The sequence below is a fragment of the Kitasatospora sp. NPDC127060 genome (assembly GCF_042724935.1).
GTDB lineage: Bacteria > Actinomycetota > Actinomycetes > Streptomycetales > Streptomycetaceae > Kitasatospora.
Genome location: NZ_JBHXEG010000002.1, coordinates 94,278 through 110,150, shown reverse-complemented (window position 1 = coordinate 110,150; position 15,873 = coordinate 94,278). Strand labels below are relative to the sequence as shown.

Genomic DNA, 15,873 nt, shown 5'->3' with positions numbered 1-15,873 from the left:
GGAACGCCCGACATGCGAACCCGCACCCGCCCGCTGCTCGCCTCCCTCGCCCTCGCCACCGCGGCCGTCCTGCCCGTCGCCGCACCCGCCGCCGCCCACGGCGACGCCGTCCACCTGAACGTGACCGGCCAACAGGACGGCCGGGTCAGCGCCGTGGCCACCTGGGAGAACGACCACGACCCGGTCACCGAGGACTTCGCCGGCACGCTCTCCGCGACCGCCTCCGACGGCCGGACCGTCGGCCCCTGGCTGCTGGTCGCCCTGCCGGGCCGGCCGGGGACGTACTCCACCCGGGAGCTGCTGCCCGCCGGACACTGGAAGATCGCAGTCGACTGCGCCTTCCCCTCGCTGGGCCACGGCGAGCGCGAACTGGACGTCGAGGCGGCCGCGATCAGTGACCCGGCGCCGGTGGACGCCGCCGCCACCTCCGGGACCCCGACCCCCGCCGCGACCCCCGCACCCGCCACGGCCTCCGCGCCCGCCACGGCCTCCGCCCCGCCGGTCGCCGGGCCGCCGGTGGCCGCCGGCCCGGCCACCACCGCCGCGCCCGTCCACGAGACCACCGACGACGCCACCACCTGGGCCGCCATCGGTACCGCCACCGCGGCCGTCCTCCTGGTCGCCACCGGCTTCTGGCTGCGCGGCCGCGCCCGCCGCTGACGCACCGGAAGGCCCGTTCGGTGAACCGGCGCACCGGCGAACGCCCGTGCGGTGCGACGGTGACCGGTGCCCCGGTGAGCTCCGCCTCGATCTACGCGCCCACCCCGGACGGTAGGGTCGCCGAATACTCCGCGTTCGAGGCGAACAGCCCGTACGCGCGCACCGAGCTGATGATGGAGCAGGTGCTCCAGGGCTGGCCCCGGGGTGAGGGGGCCGAGCGGCAACGGGTCATCGCGCTGCGCTCCTTCAATCCGATCGGCGCGGACTCCCGGCTGCGCACCGGCCTGCAGAACCTGAATCCCAGCCACGTCCTCGGCCAACTGATCGAGGCCCACGGCGACGGCACCTGCCCGTGCACCGTCACCGGCGTCGACCGGCCGACCAGGGACGGCTCCGGCATCCGCGACTACGTCCATGGGCAGGACCTCGCGGAGGCCCATGTCGCGGCGCTGCTCCGGTTCGACGAGGTGATCGCCCCCGACGCCGCCGACCGCTACCGCGCGGTCAACAGGCCGCCCAGCTCGGCGCCGAGTAGCGGCGCTACTTCACGGCCTCGCCGGACTTCGCCCAGTTGTCCCGCAGCCGGTCCAGGTAGGACTGCGCCTGCGGGCCGATCTTGACGCCCCGGGCGAAGGCGAGCATGTTGCCCGCGCCGGCGTTGTAGCCGAGGGCGGTCAGCTCGTCCCTGCTCAGCGGGACGCCCGCCTTGGCGGGGAGCTGTGCGGCGAGGTCGTGGAGGTGCCAGGCGGCCGCTTGGACGGCCAGGTTGCGGTCGTCCGGCAGCTCCTCCCACTGGCGGGAGGCGAACGGGCGGCCCGGTTTGGTGTCGTCGAAGGCGGCCCGGTGCATGTTGGCGATGCCGAAGGCGGAGTCCGGTTTGCCGCGCTGCCAGGCCCGTTCGAAGTCGGGGTCGTGCGGCTTGTACGCCTCGTTGTAGAGGATCGCCATCAGCAACTGGGGGTTGACCCCGGCCTCGGCGGCGTACTGGCGCACCGGGGCGGCGTAGTCGGCGGGGTCGTAGGGGCCGGCGGGGGCGGAGGGCTTGGTGGGCGCCGCCGATGGTGCGCCCGGCGCGGAGCCGGACGACGGGGAGGCGGCGGACGGTGCCGTGGAGGGCGCCGCCGAGGTGGCCGCGGTGTCGTGGCCGCCCCCGCGGACGATGCCCCACCCGGCCGCCGCCAGGACGCCGATCACGATCCAGCGCCCCCAGCGGGACCCTTTCTGCTCCTCGCTCACCGCTGCCGGTCCCTCCCCGCTAGCCCGTCATCCAGTTCGATCGTCGTTTCGATCACCGTACGGTCGACCGTGTCCCGCGGGGGGCCGGTCCGACGCTATTCGGCGGCCTTCTGGTCCCCGTCGAGGTTGCGCAGGAAGTCCTTCGCCTTCTCGACGCCGGTGTCGATCTGCCCGCTGTACTTGCCGTCCGTACGATCGTCGATCGCGTCGCCGACCTTCTCCAGGCCCTGCCCGAGCACGTCGCTGTGCTCACGGGCGAGGTCGGTGGCCTTGTCCGCGAGGTTCTTAAGACTTTCAAACATGGTGACGCTCTACTCCTCTGGTGCGTTCCTGTTGGTGTGCCGACGTGGCGGGGATCATGGTCATCCTAACGAGGGCCCGCCGGTCGGTCCGTTGCCGCGGATCGGCGGCGGGTGACTTTGCTGAAATGGGTTTGTATGCTCCTCATCAGCCTCTACAGGTCTGTAGACGGTGGGGACCGCCACAGGACGGATGGCGTCCCGGCACACGCGGTGGCGTGGTCGCGGCGCCGCAGCCGAAACGATCGAGGGAAGTGCGCATGGCCGGCCAGCGGGCGAGAACGCCGTACCAGGACGCGGGACCTCGCGCCGAGGACCCCGCCGTGCCCGCCCAGCGCTCCCATGGCGCCGACGGCGGCGCCGACCAGGTGCGCGACGCCCGGCCCCAGCGCGCCGGGGCCTCGCGCCGCCGACAGCAGGCCCGCCGGCGCGGCGGACTGGTCGCCGCGCTCGCCGCGGTCGGGTTGCCGCTGCTCGGCGGGATCGCCGACGAACTGGGCGGGCCCGGGGTCGGCATCCTGTTCGCGGTCGGCGCGGTGCTCGGCACCGGCATCGCCGCGTTGCTGTGCAGTCGGCCCGGCCGCTGGTGGGTGCTGACCGCTGCTCCGGTGGTGGTGCTGCTCACCGCCTCGGGCGTCGAGTACGCGGCCGACCCCGGCAAGTACCAGGGCAAGGGCCTGGGCACCGGCGCGGTGCGGTGGGTGGTCGAGGCGTTCCCGGTGATGGCGGCGGCGGTTGCCCTCGCGGTGCTGGTCATCGTGGTAGGGGCGGTGCTGGACCGTCGTCGGCCCGCCCGGTCGGCCGCGCCGAAGGGAAGGGGCCGCCGTGGCTGAGCGCACCAACCGCTCCGCCGAGCGGGGCAGCCGTCCGGCCGACCAGGCCGGGCGCGCCGGCCGACCGCGCGGGCGCGCCCCGCGCCACGGGCCCGCGCCGCTGACCGTGGCCGGCCGCACCCTGGCCTGCACCGTCTCGGTCGCCGTGCTCGGAGCCAGCGGCTTCACCTGGTACGAGTACCGCAGCCTGGACGACGGCATGATCAAGTCCAGCGCGCTGAGCGAGGCCAAGAAGAACGCCCCGGCGCACCTGGACAAGTCCGTCAACCTGCTGCTGATCGGCCTGGACAGCCGCAAGGACATGGACGGCAACGACCTGCCCAAGCAGTTCGTCGAGGACGAACTGCACGCCGGCTCCAGCGAGATCGGCGGCTACAACACCAACGCCCTGATCGTGCTGCACATCCCGGCCAACGGCGGGAAGGTCACCGCGCTGTCCGTCCCGCGTGACGACTACGTGCAGACCGCCGGTGCCGACGGCAAGATGCACAAGATCAAGGAGGCCTACGGCATCGCCAAGGAGGCCGCCGAGGCCAAGCTCGCCGGAAAGGGCCTGTCCAAGGCGGAGTTGGAGCGGCAGAGCCGGGAGGCGGGCCGCTCGGCCACGATCCAGACCGTGCAGAGTTTCCTGGACGTCCCGATCGACCACTTCGCCGAGGTCAACCTGATCGGCTTCTACGACATCGCCAAGGCGGTCGAGCCGATCCAGGTCTGCCTCAACCACCCGGTCGACGATCCGATCATCGCCCGGACCGCCACCCACGAGGGCGGCGGCACCGGCCTCAAACTGCCCGCCGGGATCAGCTCGTTGGACGCCGCCCAGGCGCTCTCCTTCGTCCGCCAGCGGCACCACCTCACCAACGGCGACCTCGACCGCACCCACCGGCAGCAGGCGTTCATCTCCTCCGTCGAGTACAAGCTCAAGCAGCAGGGCATCCTCAACGACTTCGGGCAGATGCAGAAGCTGTTCGGGGTGGTGAAGAAGGACGTCGTGATCGACAACGAGTGGAACATTCTCGACTTCGCCCAGCAGGCGCCCAACCTCACCGGCGGCAACGTCGAGTTCAACACCCTGCCGATCACCGGGTTCAAGACCATCGGCGGGCAGGAGGTCAACACCGTCAACCCGGACCTGATCAAGAAGATCGTCCGACAGCTGTTCAACCACGAACAGGAGCCCGCCGCCCCGGGAGCCGCCCCCGACGACGCTCCGGGGGAGACGGCCCCGCCCACGCCCTCGCCGAGTGCCGCGCCCAAGTCCGTGGTCGACGTCAACGCGGTGGCGGGCGCGGGCGCGGCCGCCGCCGAGTCCAAGGCCCTGGTCGACCTCGGCTACCAGGCGGGCCGGATCGGCGACGCCCCCGCGCGGACCCGCACCACCACCGTGAGCTACGGCAGCGGCGCCAAGGCCGACGCCCAGGCGGTGGCGGCCCGGTACGGCGTCACGGCCGTGCCGTCCGCGGCGGTCGCGGCGGGCCACGTGCTGGTCACCCTCGCCGCCGGCAGGACCCCGACCCCCACCCCGGCCGCGACCGCGTCGGGCGCACCGGCTCCGGCCGGCGCCTCCGCCGATCCGGCTGCCGGGCTGCCGATGCAGGGGCCCGCGGTGAAGGCGGGCGGGATCCCCTGCGTGGACTGATCCTGGCGACAGCACCGCACGGCCCGGCATGGCACGGCATGGCCCGGACCGGCCCGGCTGGGTGAACGCCCGTGCGGGGAAGGCCGGTTCGGCCCCGCGCATGGTTACGGGGGTCGGTCAGGGGCGCGGGGCCTTCTCGCCGTGCACGGCGGTGTACTCGGCGGCGAGCCAGGGGCCCAGGCCGTCGATGAGGACGGCCAGGGTGGCCCGGTCGGTGGTGGGGGTGCGGGCGACGGCCGCGGCGAGGCGCATCTGCTCGGCGTGGCCGGGGTAATGGGCGGCGAAGGCCTCGGCGGAGGCGGTGAGGTCGCTCGTCCAGCCGTTCCAACGGGGCATCACCAGGGTGAAGCCGGTCCGGACCAGCCGCCGGGAGACCGCGCGGCTGAGCGCCGTGAGCCGGGAGTCCGGGTCGGTGGCCAGTCGTTCGCGCCAGCCGGGGAGGGCGAGCGCGAGGTCGCCGTTGGTCTCGCGGGCGAGCAGGGAGGTCGGGCGGTAGCGGGGCAGCCGCCCGCCGAGGTCCTCGCCGAGCAGCGGGGTGCACAGACAGGCGACGAACCAGCCCAGGTCGTGCCGCTCCAACTCGCTGAGCAGGGTGTCCACACCGAACAGCAGCACGCCGGCGCCGTCGACCTGCGGGAAGTCCGCGTCGAGGGCGGCCTCCAGGGCGCGGGCGTCGGCGCGGTCCTCCGGGGTGGGCTCGTGGCGCAGGGCGAGCAGCAGGTCCAGGTCGGAGACGCCGGGGATCGCCGTGCCGCGCGGGACGCTCCCGTACAGGTAGGCGCTGTGCAGCCGACCGGGACCGAAGGCGGCGGCGATCCGCTCCCGGGCGGCGTCGACCAGCGGCCCGAACTCCGGCGGGACGCGCTCCAGCGAACCCTCCCGCGCGATGTACCCGTCCTCGTCCAGTCCACTGCCGATCACGGCGGCACTCTCGATCATGGCGGCACTCTGCCGCGCCGCCGCGCCCTTGGCCAGTGGATTTCCGTGGAGTCGACGCCCGGTCGGTCGGCCGACCGCGTTGTCAGTGGGGTGTGCCAGCATCCATCGGGTACGAACACGGAGGGAATGCGCATGGGTACCTGGGGCACCGGTCACTTCGACAACGACATCGCAGCGGACTTCGCGGGGGGCCTCGACGACGCGGCGCCGGACGAGCGGGTGGGGCTGCTCCGGGCGGCGCTGGAACGCGCCGCCCGGAGGCCGGAGTTCCTGGACGACGACGAGGGGGTGGTGGCCGTCGCGGCCGCCGCACTGGTCGCGGCGCAGTGCCCGGGTGGCACGGCGGTGACCACGGCCTACGGCCCGAAGGAGCCGATACCCCCGCTGCCGGCCGAGTTGCGGGCGTCGGCGGTGGCGGCGCTCGGCCGGGTGCTGGCGGAGGAGTCGGAGCTGGCCGAGTCGTGGGACGAGACGGAGTCCGGCCCGGCGTGGCGGCAGGGGGTGCGCGCTCTGCGCGACGTCCTGGAGTCGGCCCGGCCGAAAGGCCTTTGACCATCCGTCACGCCCTGTGCGCGGTGAGCCAGTAGAGCAGCGCGGCAAGGCTGGTGGCGGCCCCGAGCAGGCAGACGGCCGTCCAGCCGCCCTGGTCGTACACGAGCGTGGAGGCGATCGCGCCCGCTCCGCAGCCGGCGGAGTAGAGCAGCATGTAGCCGGCCGTCAGTCGGCTCCGGGCCTCGGGGCGGACTTGGTAGAGGAGGTGCTGGTTGACCACGTGCACGGACTGCAGGCCGTAGTCGATCACCACCACGGCGAGCACCAGCCACCACACCGAGTGCGGCAGCAGTGCGGCGGGCAGCCAGCCGACGAGCATGGCCGACAGGCCGATGCCGGCGGTGCGTTCGGCGCGGCCGCGGTCGGCCTGGCGACCGGCGTGCCCGGCGCCGAGCGCACCGGCGGCGCCGGCCAGTCCGAACAGGCCGATCTGGGTGTGGCTGAGTTCGAAGGGCGGTGCGGCGAGCGGCAGCACCATCGGGGTGAGCAGCACGGTGACGGAGGTGAAGGCGAGCAGGGCGAGCACGGCGCGGACGCGCAGCACGTGCTCCTCGGCGAAGAGTGTGAACACCGAGCCGACCAGCCGCAAGTAGCCGGTTCGGCCGCTGGTCCGTCCGGCGGTGCGGGGCGGCTCGGCGGGCAGGGTGGTGGCAACGGCGAAGGCCATGGCTCCGGTCGCGACGGCGGAGACCAGGTAGACGGCGCGCCAGCCGGCCAGGTCGCCGATCGTGCCGGCGACGGTGCGGGCGAGCAGGATGCCGACCACGATGCCGCCGGTGACGGTGCCGACCACCCGGCCCTGGTCGCCGGGGGCGGCGAGCGAGGCGGCGTGGGCGACGACGACCTGGGCGACGACCGCGAGCGCGCCCACGGCGGCCATCGCGGCGAGCAGCAGCGGAGCGGAGGGAACGAGGGCGACGGCGGCGAGGGCGAGTACGGAGAGCCCGAGCTGGACGGTGGACAGGGTGCGGCGGTCGACGCGGTCGCCGAGCGGGACGATCAGCAGCAGGCCGATCGCGTACCCCGTCTGGGTGAGAGTGCCGACCAGGCCGATGGCGGCCGGGTCGATGCCGAAGTCACGGGCGATCAGGTCCAGCAGCGGCTGGGAGTAGTAGACATTGGCGACGGCCAGGCCGCAGGTGACGGAGAGCAGCCAGGTGACGGCCGGTGACAGGCCGCGCGTCGGAGTGCCCGCACGGGCGGCGGCGGGAGAGGTCATGGGCGGTTCCCTCGAAGGGCAGAAGTGGTTTCAAAGTGCTACCGCATCACTCTGGCATATCCTGGTTTTAATAAGCAACCACAAGTCCGGCGGTACGCTGGGCGCCGACCGGCTGAGAGGTGGGAGAAGTGCCGAAGCGCACCACGCACGAGGAGTCGACCTGCCCGGTCGCCCGCCCGCTCGACGTGGTAGGCGACGGCTGGACCCTGCTGATCGTCCGTGACGCCTTCGACGGGCTGCGCCGCTTCGGGCAGTTCCAGAAGAACCTGGGGCTGGCCAAGAACATCCTCTCGGCCCGGCTCACCAACCTCGTCGCCACCGGAGTCTTCGAACTCGCCCCCGCCGCCGACGGCAGCCCCTACCAGGAGTACCTGCTCACCGAGAAGGGCCGTGCGCTGTTCCCGGTGATCACCGCACTGCGGCAGTGGGGCGACCAGTGGTTCTTCGCCGAGGACGAGCCCCGGGCCCGGCTGGTCGACCGCGTCTCGGGCGCACCGGTCGCCCCGGTGGAGGTGCGCTCGGCGGACGGGCGGCTGCTCGGGCCGGACGACGCGAAGGTGCTGCTGCCCTGAGAAGCGCCACCGCCACCGGCGTCGGGACGGCCGGTGGCGGCGGGGGAGCGGGGGCGATCAGGGGGTCGCGCTCGTGGCCGGCGGCACCGTGGTGCCGGTCGTCCTGGCCGAGGTGGTGCCCGTGCCGGTGGTGCCCGTGCCGGTGGTGCCCGCGCCGGTCGTCGTCGTTCCGGTCGTTGAGGTCGTTCCGGTCGTTGAGGTCGTTCCGGTGGGGCTCTTGGCGATCGTCGTGGCCGTTTCGCTGGGGCCCTTGGTGGTTGGGGCCGCGGTCTCGGTCTGGGTGGAGGGGCCGGAGGTACCCGTCGTCGATGAGGTGCCGGACGGCGTGCCGGAGGACGAGGTCGCGCCGGAGGAGGTGGCGCCGGAGGTCGTGGCCCCCGAGGACGTCGCGCCCGAGGAGGTGGCGCCCGAGGAGGTGGCGCCGGAGGAGGTGGCGCCGGAGGTCGTGGCCCCCGAGGACGTCGCGCCCGACGAGGTGGCGCCGGAGGTCGTGGCCCCCGAGGACGTCGCGCCCGAGGACGTCGCCCCGGACGTCGAGGCCGTCGCCGTCGGAGTAGTCGGCTTCCACGGCGCCGGCGGCGGGATGCCCGGCACCAGCGGCCCCTGCGGCGGTCCGACGTGCTTGTCCACGATGTCGATCCGCCCGGTCAGCCGGGAGAACCAGCCGCCGGTCTCGATGTTCACCAGGATGATCTCGGTCACCGGCTTCGGAGCCGGCACCACCACGATCAGCGTGGTCGGCTCGAAGCCCGTCCAGGCCTTCCCCGTGTACTTGGCGTTGCTCACCAGGACCGCCGGCTTCAACGGGTTGCCGCAGGCACAGCGCACCCGGGGCACGCCCTGGGAGTCCACCAGGACGGCCGTGCCCGCCTGCAGCACGGACTGGTACTCGACCACCGCGCCGCTCTTGTAGCTGTGATTGGTCACCCGGGTGTCCACCCGGAGGTACGCCGAGGTCAGCGAGCGCAGGTAGGACGGGATCGCGGACTGTTCGATGCCCGCCGCCGAGGCCCAGGCCCGTCCGCCGTCACCACTGGACACCATGCCGATCAGCCGCTCGGTGTCGCAGCTGGGACGGCCCATCGTCCCGCCGTACAGCCCGGCCGAGCTGCCCTGCACGCTGTGCAGGACGGCCGGGGAGCTGGTCTTGGGGGTGCCGCCCGGTTGCGCCGCCGCGCTGGTGGGCGTGGGAGCCGGGGCGCTCACGCCCTGGGTTTCCACCGATGGGGTGAACGGCGCCGGTCCGGGGTCGGCCGGGGTCTGGAGGGCGACCTCGTTGGCGGTCGGGATGGCCTCGTGCTTGCCGCCCTGGTTGGTGACGACCAGCACGGTGGCCACCACGGCCGCCACCAGCACGCCCGCCGCCACCGACAGGCCCTTCCCGGAGCGCCACCACGGTGTGCGCGGCCCGCGCCCGCCGCCCGAACCACCGCCGCCCGCGCCGGCGGCGGACGACCCGCCCGGCCCGGAGGGCGGTGGTGGTACGGACGGCGGTCCGCCCGTACCACCACCCGACGGCGGTCCGGCCAGCGGGCCGGACGGGGGACCGGTGGGCGGCTCGCTGGGCGGGCCGGAGGGAGGCGGTTGGGAACTCATCGAGGCTCCGTTTCGCAGGCGGCCGGCGGGAACGGCCGGCACAGGAAGCTCCTGCCACTGGAGTTCCCTTTCTCCCCTGGTCCCCCGCTCGCCGCAACAGCAGGTGGCCCTGTCGTCGCCGAGCGTGCCCCGCGGCAGTCGGTCACCCTGGGAACGGACCAGCACCGTTCGAGCAGAGGGAGGCGGCATGCAGCAGCCCACCACCGGGGTCGCCGGCCCGCCCGGAGCCGTCCGCGGCTGGCTGGACGCGCTCGCCGTGGTGCTGGCCGGGCTCGTCGCGATGGCGGCGGTGGCCGCGTCGGGCCTCTGGCTGGCCGGCGCCGGCGACCTCCCGGAGGGCGGCTTCCCGCCCGTGCTGGCCGCGACGCTGGCGCTGGCCGTCGGCGGTTCGGTCCAGCTCGACGGCGGCGCGGGCAGCTTCGCCGCGGTGGACGCCGGGGTGACCGCGATGCCGCTGAGCGTCTCGCTGGTCGGCGCGGTCGTGATGGCCGAGGTGTTCCTGCGCCAACTGCGCTTCCGGGCGGTGGCCGGGGGCGGTGAACTGCTCGGCCGGGTCGCCCGGACGGTGGTGCTCTGGCTGCTCGCCCTGGTGCTGATCACCGTCACCGCCAAGCACACCTTCGTGATCGAACTCGGCGGCAGTCTGGTGCAGACCATCGGCGGCGTGCTCGGGCTCACCCCGGAGGTCGGCTTCCACGCGGAGGGCGTCACCACGATCGGCATCGGGCTGGCCTGGCTGCTGCTGGTGCTCGCGGCGGTCTTCGCGGTGTCCCGCCGGGCGCCGCTGCCGCGCGGTCTGCTGCGCTACCAACTCGCCGTCCGCCCGGCCGCGTTCGCTCTCTGGATGGTGCTGCTGGGATACGTGGCGATCGGCGCGGCGGCCGGGATCGTCACCGCGATCGTGCACGGCGACGCCCGGCGGACGATGGCCGTGCTGCTGCTCGCCCTGCCCGACCTGGTCTGGCTCGCCTTCGGTCTCGGCCTCGGCGCGGCCTGGCACGGCCGGCTGGTCGGCGCGCTGGGCCTGCCCGTCCCCAAGCCGCTCAGCGCGGTGCTGCGCGCCCCCGGCGGGCAGGAGGCGACCATCGACCTCGGCACCCTGGCGGAGCACGACGCGCGCATCTGGTGGCTGCTGCCACTGGCCGCCGTTCTGCTGGTCGCCGCGGCCTTCCTCGCCGCCCGCCGCTCCCCGCGCACCGTGCGGCTGTGGCAGCACGCCGTCCGCTTCGCCCTGGCCACCGCCGTCACCATGCTGCTGGTGGGCCTGTGGACCCGGATGGACGCCGACTACGGGCTGTCCGTGCTGGGCGTCGGCCTGGGACAGGGCGGCTTGGGAGACCTGCTCAGCTCCGTCCTCGGCGGCAGCGATCCGGTGGCGGCGCTGGGCAGCGGCAGCCTGACGCTGCGCCCGGTCCTGTGGATGGCGGTGCCGCTGGCGGCGGGCTGGGGACTGCTGACCGGGCTGCTCGGGGCGCTGCTCGCCTCGCGGGTGCGGCGGCGCGGGGAGGTCACCGAGGCGACGGCTGTGCCGGAGGGGCCGGAGGGGCCGGAGGTCACCGAGGGGACGACGGGCGGCTGAGCCCGGCTGCGGGTCGCCCGTCCAGGGTTCGGAGCCGTCCGGCCCGGGTGCGTGGCTGTCCGTTCCGGGTTCGGAGCCGTCCGTCCGGGTTCAGACCAGCTCGGCGATCAGGACCACCGCCGCCGGGACGGCCTGGCCGAGGGCTCCGCGCCACAACTTCGGCTCGGAGACGAACAGGGTCGTCCCGCCGGCCACCATGAAGGCGGCGATGTAGAGGATCAGCGGCCTCCCCGACCCGGAGTGCCCGGTGTGCAGCAGGACCAGGCCGGTGACCAGGCCGAGGGCCAGGAACAGGTTGTAGAAGCCGACGTTGAACCGCCACAGCCGGACCTCCGGGGCGTCCGCGGTGCTGCCGGTGAGCAGGTAGCGCACTCGCGGGTGCCCGTACAGGTAGCTCTCCAGCGGCCACACCACCAGGTGGATCGCGGCGGCGAGCATGGCGAAGAGCTGGCTGACGGCGTTCATGGTCGAAGGCTTCCTAACGCTCCCGGGGCGGAGGGTGGACGACCGGGGCGGCCCAGGCGGGCGGCTCCGGGACCTGGGCGGGGCCGGGAGCCCGGGCGACCGCCGGGACGACCCGGGTGGGCGGTCCGTTCCCGGTCCACCCCGACCACGGGGTGGGGGCGCCGGCCGCCCGCAGCTCGGCGACGAACCGCAGGCAGTCCGGGTAGCGGTCCTCGGGGGCCTTGGCGAGCGCCCGGGCGACCACCTCCCCGACCGCCTCGGGGAGGTCCGGTCGGTGCCGGTGCAGGTCGGGCGGCGGGTCGTTGAGGTGGGCCCAGAGCAGCGCGAGGTCGCTCTCCCGGCGGAACGGCGGGGTGCCCGCGAGCATCTCGAAGACCACGCAGCCGAGGCCGTACTGGTCGCAGCGCCCGTCCAGAGGCTGGCCGGAGATCTGCTCGGGCGCGGCGTAGTCGAGCGTTCCGACGATCTGGCCGACGTTGGTCAGCCCGCTCAGCGACAGTGACTTCTTGGTGAGGCCGAAGTCCGCCAGGTAGAGGTGCTCGGGGTGCTCGCTGTCGGTGCCGGCGGCGACCAGGACGTTGCCCGGCTTGACGTCCCGGTGCACCAGCCCGCGGCGGTGGGCGGCGTCCAGCGCGGAGGCGACCTGCAGGGCCAGCCGGGCGGTGCGCTCGACCGGGAGCGGGGCGTCCCGGTTGATCAGGGCGCGCAGGTCGCCGCCCTCGACGTAGCGCATCGCCAGGTAGAGGATGCCGTCGTGCTCGCCGGCCCCGAACACCGGGACGATGTGCGGGTGGTCGATCCCGGCGGCGGCCTCGGACTCGTGCATGAAGCGCAGGCGGAACACCTCGTTGCGGGCCAGTTCCGGAGCCAGCAGCTTGACCGCGACGGTCCGGCCGAGCCGCAGGTCCTTGGCCCGGTAGACCACGGCCATCCCGCCGCGCCCGATCTCCTGCTCCAGGCGGTAGTCGGCCACCTGCCGCCCGACCAGGCCGGCCGGCAGGCCGGGGGCGGACGCCGGTGTCGGCGTCGGCGTCGGATCGGCGGGGATCACGGCGCGCCGGTCCGGGTCGGCGAGTACGGGTCGGGCTGCCGCGGGTCGGGCTGCCGAGGGCCGGGTTGCTGCGGGTCAGGCTGCCGCGGCTCGTGCACCGGCGGGTCGGCCTCCGGTGCGGCTGCCGGTGCGGCTGTCGGCGCGGGAAGCTGTTCCGGCGGCCGGTCGGTGGCCGCGTACGCCTGTAGCTGCAGCCCGTCGCAGTAGCACCAGCGGTCGTGCACCGGGTCGAACAGCCAGAGCGTCTCGCCGTCCGCCACCAGGCCGATCCGCAGGCCGCGGGTCCGCTCCCGGAAGGCCTCCAAGTCCAGGGTGCCCGCGGCGAGGTCCTCCAGCAGGGCGCGGTGGCGGGAGAGCGCGGCCTCGGCCTCGGCGAGCGCGGGGCGCGGGTCGGCGGTGCGGGTGGGCGGGCCGTCCGCACCCGGTGGCGGCTGGGGGAGGACGACCAGCAGCCGGGCGTCCACCCAGGCGGTCCAGCCGTTGGAGCAGAGCACCTGGGCCCAGTCGCCCTGCCGGGCGATCAGCCGGACCGGGAGGAGCGGGTCCAGCCGGGCGGCGGGCCGTGCCGGGTCCGGGGCCGTCCAGGTCGCCATGCCGTCCGGCGGGGCGACGTGGGTGGGGCGGAACGCGAACTCGTCCATCGGCGGCCGGCTTCCCTCCTGCGCGCGAGCCGGAGCCGACGGCAGGGGCGGCGCGCGGCATCGGAACCGCAGTTCGATTCCACTCTACCGGCGGGCGCCGGGGCGGCTACCTGCGCATGACCACCGGTTCGTGCCGCCGCAGCAGGGCGAGCACCGCCAGCCCGTACGCCGCCGCGAGGGCGGCCAGCGCGGCCATGCTGATCAGCCAGCCGGTCCGTTCGGGGCGGAACGCCGGGTCCGCGGTGATCGGGGACGGCACCGTGAGCCGGCCCAGGTCGACGGTGCGGGCCATGGCCGACAGGCCCCACCGGGACGGGACGAACCAGGCGAACTGCTCCAGCCCCGGCACGCCGTGCAGCTTCAGCATCAGACCGCTGAACACCACCTGGACGATCGCCAGCAGCACCAGCAGCGGCATCGTGGTCTCCTCCTTGCCGACGGCGGCGGAGACCACCAGGCCGAGCACCATCGAGGTGAACGCGAGCAGCGCGACCGCGATGATCAGCTCCGGCAGCTGCGGCAGCAGCACGCCCGTCGTCACCGGCGGCGGGGCGTTCGGCCGGGCCGGCGCGGAGAGCGTCACCCCGGCCAGGCCGACCACGGTCAGCAGCGCGGCCTGGACCACCGTGACCGCGCCGAGCACCACCACCTTGGACACCAGGTAGGCCGACCTGGACAGGCCGACCACCCGCTCCCGCCGGTAGATCGCGCGCTCCTTGACCACCTCGCGCACCGCGTTGGCCGAGCCGGTGAGCACCCCGCCGAGGCAGAGCGTGAGCAGGCAGTTGATGGCGTTCTCGTCGGTGAGCCGCGAGCCGGCCATCGCCCGGCACATCACGCCGATGACGAACGGCAGCACCAGCATGACGGTGAGGAACAGCCGGTCGGCGGCGAGCACCGCGGCGTACCGGCGCACCAGCGTGCTCAGCTGGGCGAACCAGCCCTGCGGCTTCTCCCGGCCGATGGCGGGCGGCGGCGCCGCGGCGGACGCGGCCGGAGCGGGCAGCGGGTGTGCCGCCTCGGCCGTCACGTACCGCCGGTACTCCGGCGAGGCCAGGTAGCGCTGCCGGCTGCGGCCCTCGGTGTCGTTCTCGAACTCCTCGAAGGCCTCCGGCCACTCGTCCTGCCCGAAGTACGCCAGCGCCTCGGTGGGCGGGCCGTAGTAGGCGGTCCGGCCGCCGGGGGCGAGCACCAGTAGCCGGTCGCAGACGTTGAGGCTCAGCACGCTGTGCGTCACCACGACCACCGTCCGTCCGTCGTCGGCCAGTTCGCGCAGCAGGCGCATCACCGAGCGCTCCATGCCCGGGTCCAGACCGGAGGTCGGCTCGTCGAGGAACAGCAGCGAGGGCTTGGTGAGCAGCTCCAGCGCGATGCTGACCCGCTTGCGCTGGCCGCCGGAGAGGCTGGCGATCACCTGCTGCTCCCGGCCGTCCAGGCCCAGTTCGCGGATCACCTCGGAGACCCTGGTCTCCCGCTCGTGCCGGGCGGTGTCCCCGGGGAAGCGCAACTCGGCGGCGAAGGACAGCGCGCGGCGGACGGTGAGCTGGGTGTGCAGGATGTCGTCCTGGGGGACGAGACCGATCCGGCGCCGCAGCTCGGCGTAGTCGCGGTACAGGTCGCGCCCGTCGTACAGCACGGTGCCCTGGTCGGCGGGGCGCAGCCCGGTGAGCGCGTTCAGCAGGGTGGACTTGCCGGCGCCGCTCGGGCCGGCCACCGCCAGCAGGGTCCTCTCGGCGAGCGGGAAGCCGACGTCGTCCAGCAGCACCCGGTGGTCCGGACCGACCCGGACGACCAGGTGCTGGACGTCCAGGGAGATCTCGCCGGTGTCGGTGTACTCGACCAGCCGGCCGTCGGCCAGGCAGAGCGCGAAGTGGCCGATGCCGACGATGTCGGCCTGGCCGACCGGGGCGCGCCGGACCGGGCGGCCGTTGAGGTAGCTGCCGTTGTGGCTGTCCAGGTCGACGATCTCGTGCCCGCCGCCCGGCAGTTCGCGCAGCTCGGCGTGGTGCCGGGAGACCACCAGGTCGTCCAGGACGAGGTCGTTGTCCGGCGAGCGGCCGATCCGCACGGTGCGGCGGGGCAGCTCCAGTACGGCGCTCGGGCTGCGGAAGGTGCCGGAGCTCTGTGGCGCGGCCAGGGCGGTGCGTTCGCCGGGTGCGGGGGCCGGCAGTCCGGCGAAGGTCGCGGCCGGCCCGGTGGCCGGGTCGCCGAAGCGCAGCCGGGTGCCCGGGCCGACGTCCTCGTGGTCGACCCGGCGGCCCTGGTCGAAGGTGCCGTTGGTGCTGCCGACGTCCTCCAGCAGCCAGTGGCCGTCGTCGGCGTGCAGCACCGCGTGGTGCCAGGAGACCCGGGGGTCGTCCAGCACGATCTCGCTGGTCGGGTCGCGGCCCAGGTGGTAGGCCCGGGTCGGGTCGATCAGCCGGGACTCGTGGTCGGTGACCAGGACGAGGGGCGGCGCGGTGGGCGCGCCGGGGCGCTGTCCCATGCTGGGCATTCTATCGTCGGCGCCCGTGAACGGCCTTTCCGGATCCTGACATTGGACTGGACCACTGCCTCGGCGCGGCACTATCGTTCGGCGTGCCCGCAGGCCGA

At 74.3% G+C, this 15,873-nt stretch carries 16 protein-coding genes; 7 read left to right on the top strand and 9 right to left on the bottom strand.

Annotated elements, in window-relative coordinates:
* Window positions 1-12 precede the first annotated feature (12 nt).
* Entirely contained in the window at window positions 13-660 is a 648-nt protein-coding gene (locus ACFWIS_RS02455; protein WP_380452229.1) for a hypothetical protein, read from the top strand.
* 59 nt (window positions 661-719) lie between these two features.
* A complete protein-coding gene (locus ACFWIS_RS02450; protein ID WP_380523453.1) occupies window positions 720-1,280 on the top strand; it encodes an NAD-dependent epimerase/dehydratase family protein in 561 nt (186 codons plus the stop codon).
* Here ACFWIS_RS02450 and ACFWIS_RS02445 read toward each other — a convergent pair.
* Both ACFWIS_RS02445 and ACFWIS_RS02440 read right to left on the bottom strand, forming a co-directional pair.
* Entirely contained in the window at window positions 1,201-1,896 is a 696-nt protein-coding gene (locus ACFWIS_RS02445) for a lytic transglycosylase domain-containing protein (protein WP_380452234.1), read from the bottom strand. The genes ACFWIS_RS02450 and ACFWIS_RS02445 overlap by 80 nt on opposite strands.
* A gap of 95 nt (window positions 1,897-1,991) precedes the next feature.
* Window positions 1,992-2,198 (bottom strand): antitoxin, encoded by a 207-nt coding sequence (locus ACFWIS_RS02440; protein ID WP_380452236.1) that lies wholly within the window; start codon window positions 2,196-2,198, stop codon window positions 1,992-1,994.
* A gap of 257 nt (window positions 2,199-2,455) precedes the next feature.
* Between ACFWIS_RS02440 and ACFWIS_RS02435 the strand changes: the two genes are divergently transcribed.
* Both ACFWIS_RS02435 and ACFWIS_RS02430 read left to right on the top strand, forming a co-directional pair.
* Window positions 2,456-3,028 (top strand): DUF6542 domain-containing protein, encoded by a 573-nt coding sequence (locus tag ACFWIS_RS02435; RefSeq protein ID WP_380452238.1) that lies wholly within the window; start codon window positions 2,456-2,458, stop codon window positions 3,026-3,028.
* On the top strand, window positions 3,021-4,667 hold the full coding sequence (locus tag ACFWIS_RS02430) for an LCP family protein (protein ID WP_380452240.1): 1,647 nt from the start codon (window positions 3,021-3,023) through the stop codon (window positions 4,665-4,667). Before ACFWIS_RS02435 ends, ACFWIS_RS02430 begins: the two co-directional genes overlap by 8 nt.
* A 117-nt stretch (window positions 4,668-4,784) precedes the next feature.
* On the opposite strand, the gene ACFWIS_RS02425 is transcribed toward ACFWIS_RS02430, so the two are convergent.
* Window positions 4,785-5,606 carry a nucleotidyltransferase domain-containing protein gene (locus ACFWIS_RS02425; protein ID WP_380452243.1) on the bottom strand — a complete coding sequence of 274 codons (822 nt, stop codon included), beginning with the start codon at window positions 5,604-5,606 and terminating at the stop codon, window positions 4,785-4,787.
* 132 nt (window positions 5,607-5,738) lie between these two features.
* Here ACFWIS_RS02425 and ACFWIS_RS02420 point away from each other — a divergent pair, with 132 nt between their 5' ends.
* On the top strand, window positions 5,739-6,158 hold the full coding sequence (locus ACFWIS_RS02420) for a DUF4259 domain-containing protein (RefSeq protein ID WP_380452245.1): 420 nt from the start codon (window positions 5,739-5,741) through the stop codon (window positions 6,156-6,158).
* 7 nt (window positions 6,159-6,165) lie between these two features.
* Here the strand turns inward: ACFWIS_RS02420 and ACFWIS_RS02415 are convergent, their stop codons facing one another.
* Complete coding sequence (locus ACFWIS_RS02415; RefSeq protein WP_380452247.1) at window positions 6,166-7,377, bottom strand: MFS transporter; 1,212 nt, start codon at window positions 7,375-7,377, stop codon at window positions 6,166-6,168.
* Between the two features lie 128 nt (window positions 7,378-7,505).
* Here ACFWIS_RS02415 and ACFWIS_RS02410 point away from each other — a divergent pair, with 128 nt between their 5' ends.
* A complete protein-coding gene (locus tag ACFWIS_RS02410; RefSeq protein ID WP_380452250.1) occupies window positions 7,506-7,949 on the top strand; it encodes a winged helix-turn-helix transcriptional regulator in 444 nt (147 codons plus the stop codon).
* Window positions 7,950-8,006: 57 nt separating this feature from the next.
* Here the strand turns inward: ACFWIS_RS02410 and ACFWIS_RS02405 are convergent, their stop codons facing one another.
* A complete protein-coding gene (locus ACFWIS_RS02405; protein WP_380452252.1) occupies window positions 8,007-9,545 on the bottom strand; it encodes a DUF6777 domain-containing protein in 1,539 nt (512 codons plus the stop codon).
* 187 nt (window positions 9,546-9,732) lie between these two features.
* Between ACFWIS_RS02405 and ACFWIS_RS02400 the strand changes: the two genes are divergently transcribed.
* A complete protein-coding gene (locus tag ACFWIS_RS02400; RefSeq protein ID WP_380452254.1) occupies window positions 9,733-11,124 on the top strand; it encodes a streptophobe family protein in 1,392 nt (463 codons plus the stop codon).
* 90 nt (window positions 11,125-11,214) lie between these two features.
* Here ACFWIS_RS02400 and ACFWIS_RS02395 read toward each other — a convergent pair whose 3' ends face one another.
* The 4 genes from ACFWIS_RS02395 to ACFWIS_RS02380 form a co-directional block, all read right to left on the bottom strand.
* Window positions 11,215-11,589, bottom strand: a complete 375-nt coding sequence (locus ACFWIS_RS02395) for a DUF1304 domain-containing protein (RefSeq protein WP_380452257.1) — start codon at window positions 11,587-11,589, stop codon at window positions 11,215-11,217.
* A gap of 13 nt (window positions 11,590-11,602) precedes the next feature.
* Window positions 11,603-12,637 carry a serine/threonine-protein kinase gene (locus tag ACFWIS_RS02390; protein ID WP_380452443.1) on the bottom strand — a complete coding sequence of 345 codons (1,035 nt, stop codon included), beginning with the start codon at window positions 12,635-12,637 and terminating at the stop codon, window positions 11,603-11,605.
* Window positions 12,637-13,281: a hypothetical protein gene (locus ACFWIS_RS02385; protein ID WP_380452260.1), complete on the bottom strand. Its 645-nt coding sequence runs from the start codon at window positions 13,279-13,281 to the stop codon at window positions 12,637-12,639. Before ACFWIS_RS02385 ends, ACFWIS_RS02390 begins: the two co-directional genes overlap by 1 nt.
* A 106-nt stretch (window positions 13,282-13,387) precedes the next feature.
* On the bottom strand, window positions 13,388-15,766 hold the full coding sequence (locus ACFWIS_RS02380; protein ID WP_380452262.1) for an FHA domain-containing protein: 2,379 nt from the start codon (window positions 15,764-15,766) through the stop codon (window positions 13,388-13,390).
* Between the last annotated feature and the right edge of the window lie 107 nt (window positions 15,767-15,873).

Excerpts from the sequence above, each read along its gene's own strand:
- ACFWIS_RS02455 (WP_380452229.1), top strand. The coding sequence starts at position 13 with ATGCGAACCCGCACCCGCCCGCTGCTCGCCTCCCTCGCCCTCGCCACC.
- ACFWIS_RS02440 (WP_380452236.1), bottom strand. The coding sequence starts at position 2,198 with ATGTTTGAAAGTCTTAAGAACCTCGCGGACAAGGCCACCGACCTCGCC.
- ACFWIS_RS02435 (WP_380452238.1), top strand. The coding sequence starts at position 2,456 with ATGGCCGGCCAGCGGGCGAGAACGCCGTACCAGGACGCGGGACCTCGC.
- ACFWIS_RS02425 (WP_380452243.1), bottom strand. The coding sequence starts at position 5,606 with ATGATCGAGAGTGCCGCCGTGATCGGCAGTGGACTGGACGAGGACGGG.
- ACFWIS_RS02420 (WP_380452245.1), top strand. The coding sequence starts at position 5,739 with ATGGGTACCTGGGGCACCGGTCACTTCGACAACGACATCGCAGCGGAC.
- ACFWIS_RS02415 (WP_380452247.1), bottom strand. The coding sequence starts at position 7,377 with ATGACCTCTCCCGCCGCCGCCCGTGCGGGCACTCCGACGCGCGGCCTG.
- ACFWIS_RS02405 (WP_380452252.1), bottom strand. The coding sequence starts at position 9,545 with ATGAGTTCCCAACCGCCTCCCTCCGGCCCGCCCAGCGAGCCGCCCACC.
- ACFWIS_RS02400 (WP_380452254.1), top strand. The coding sequence starts at position 9,733 with ATGCAGCAGCCCACCACCGGGGTCGCCGGCCCGCCCGGAGCCGTCCGC.
- ACFWIS_RS02395 (WP_380452257.1), bottom strand. The coding sequence starts at position 11,589 with ATGAACGCCGTCAGCCAGCTCTTCGCCATGCTCGCCGCCGCGATCCAC.
- ACFWIS_RS02385 (WP_380452260.1), bottom strand. The coding sequence starts at position 13,281 with ATGGACGAGTTCGCGTTCCGCCCCACCCACGTCGCCCCGCCGGACGGC.
- ACFWIS_RS02380 (WP_380452262.1), bottom strand. The coding sequence starts at position 15,766 with ATGGGACAGCGCCCCGGCGCGCCCACCGCGCCGCCCCTCGTCCTGGTC.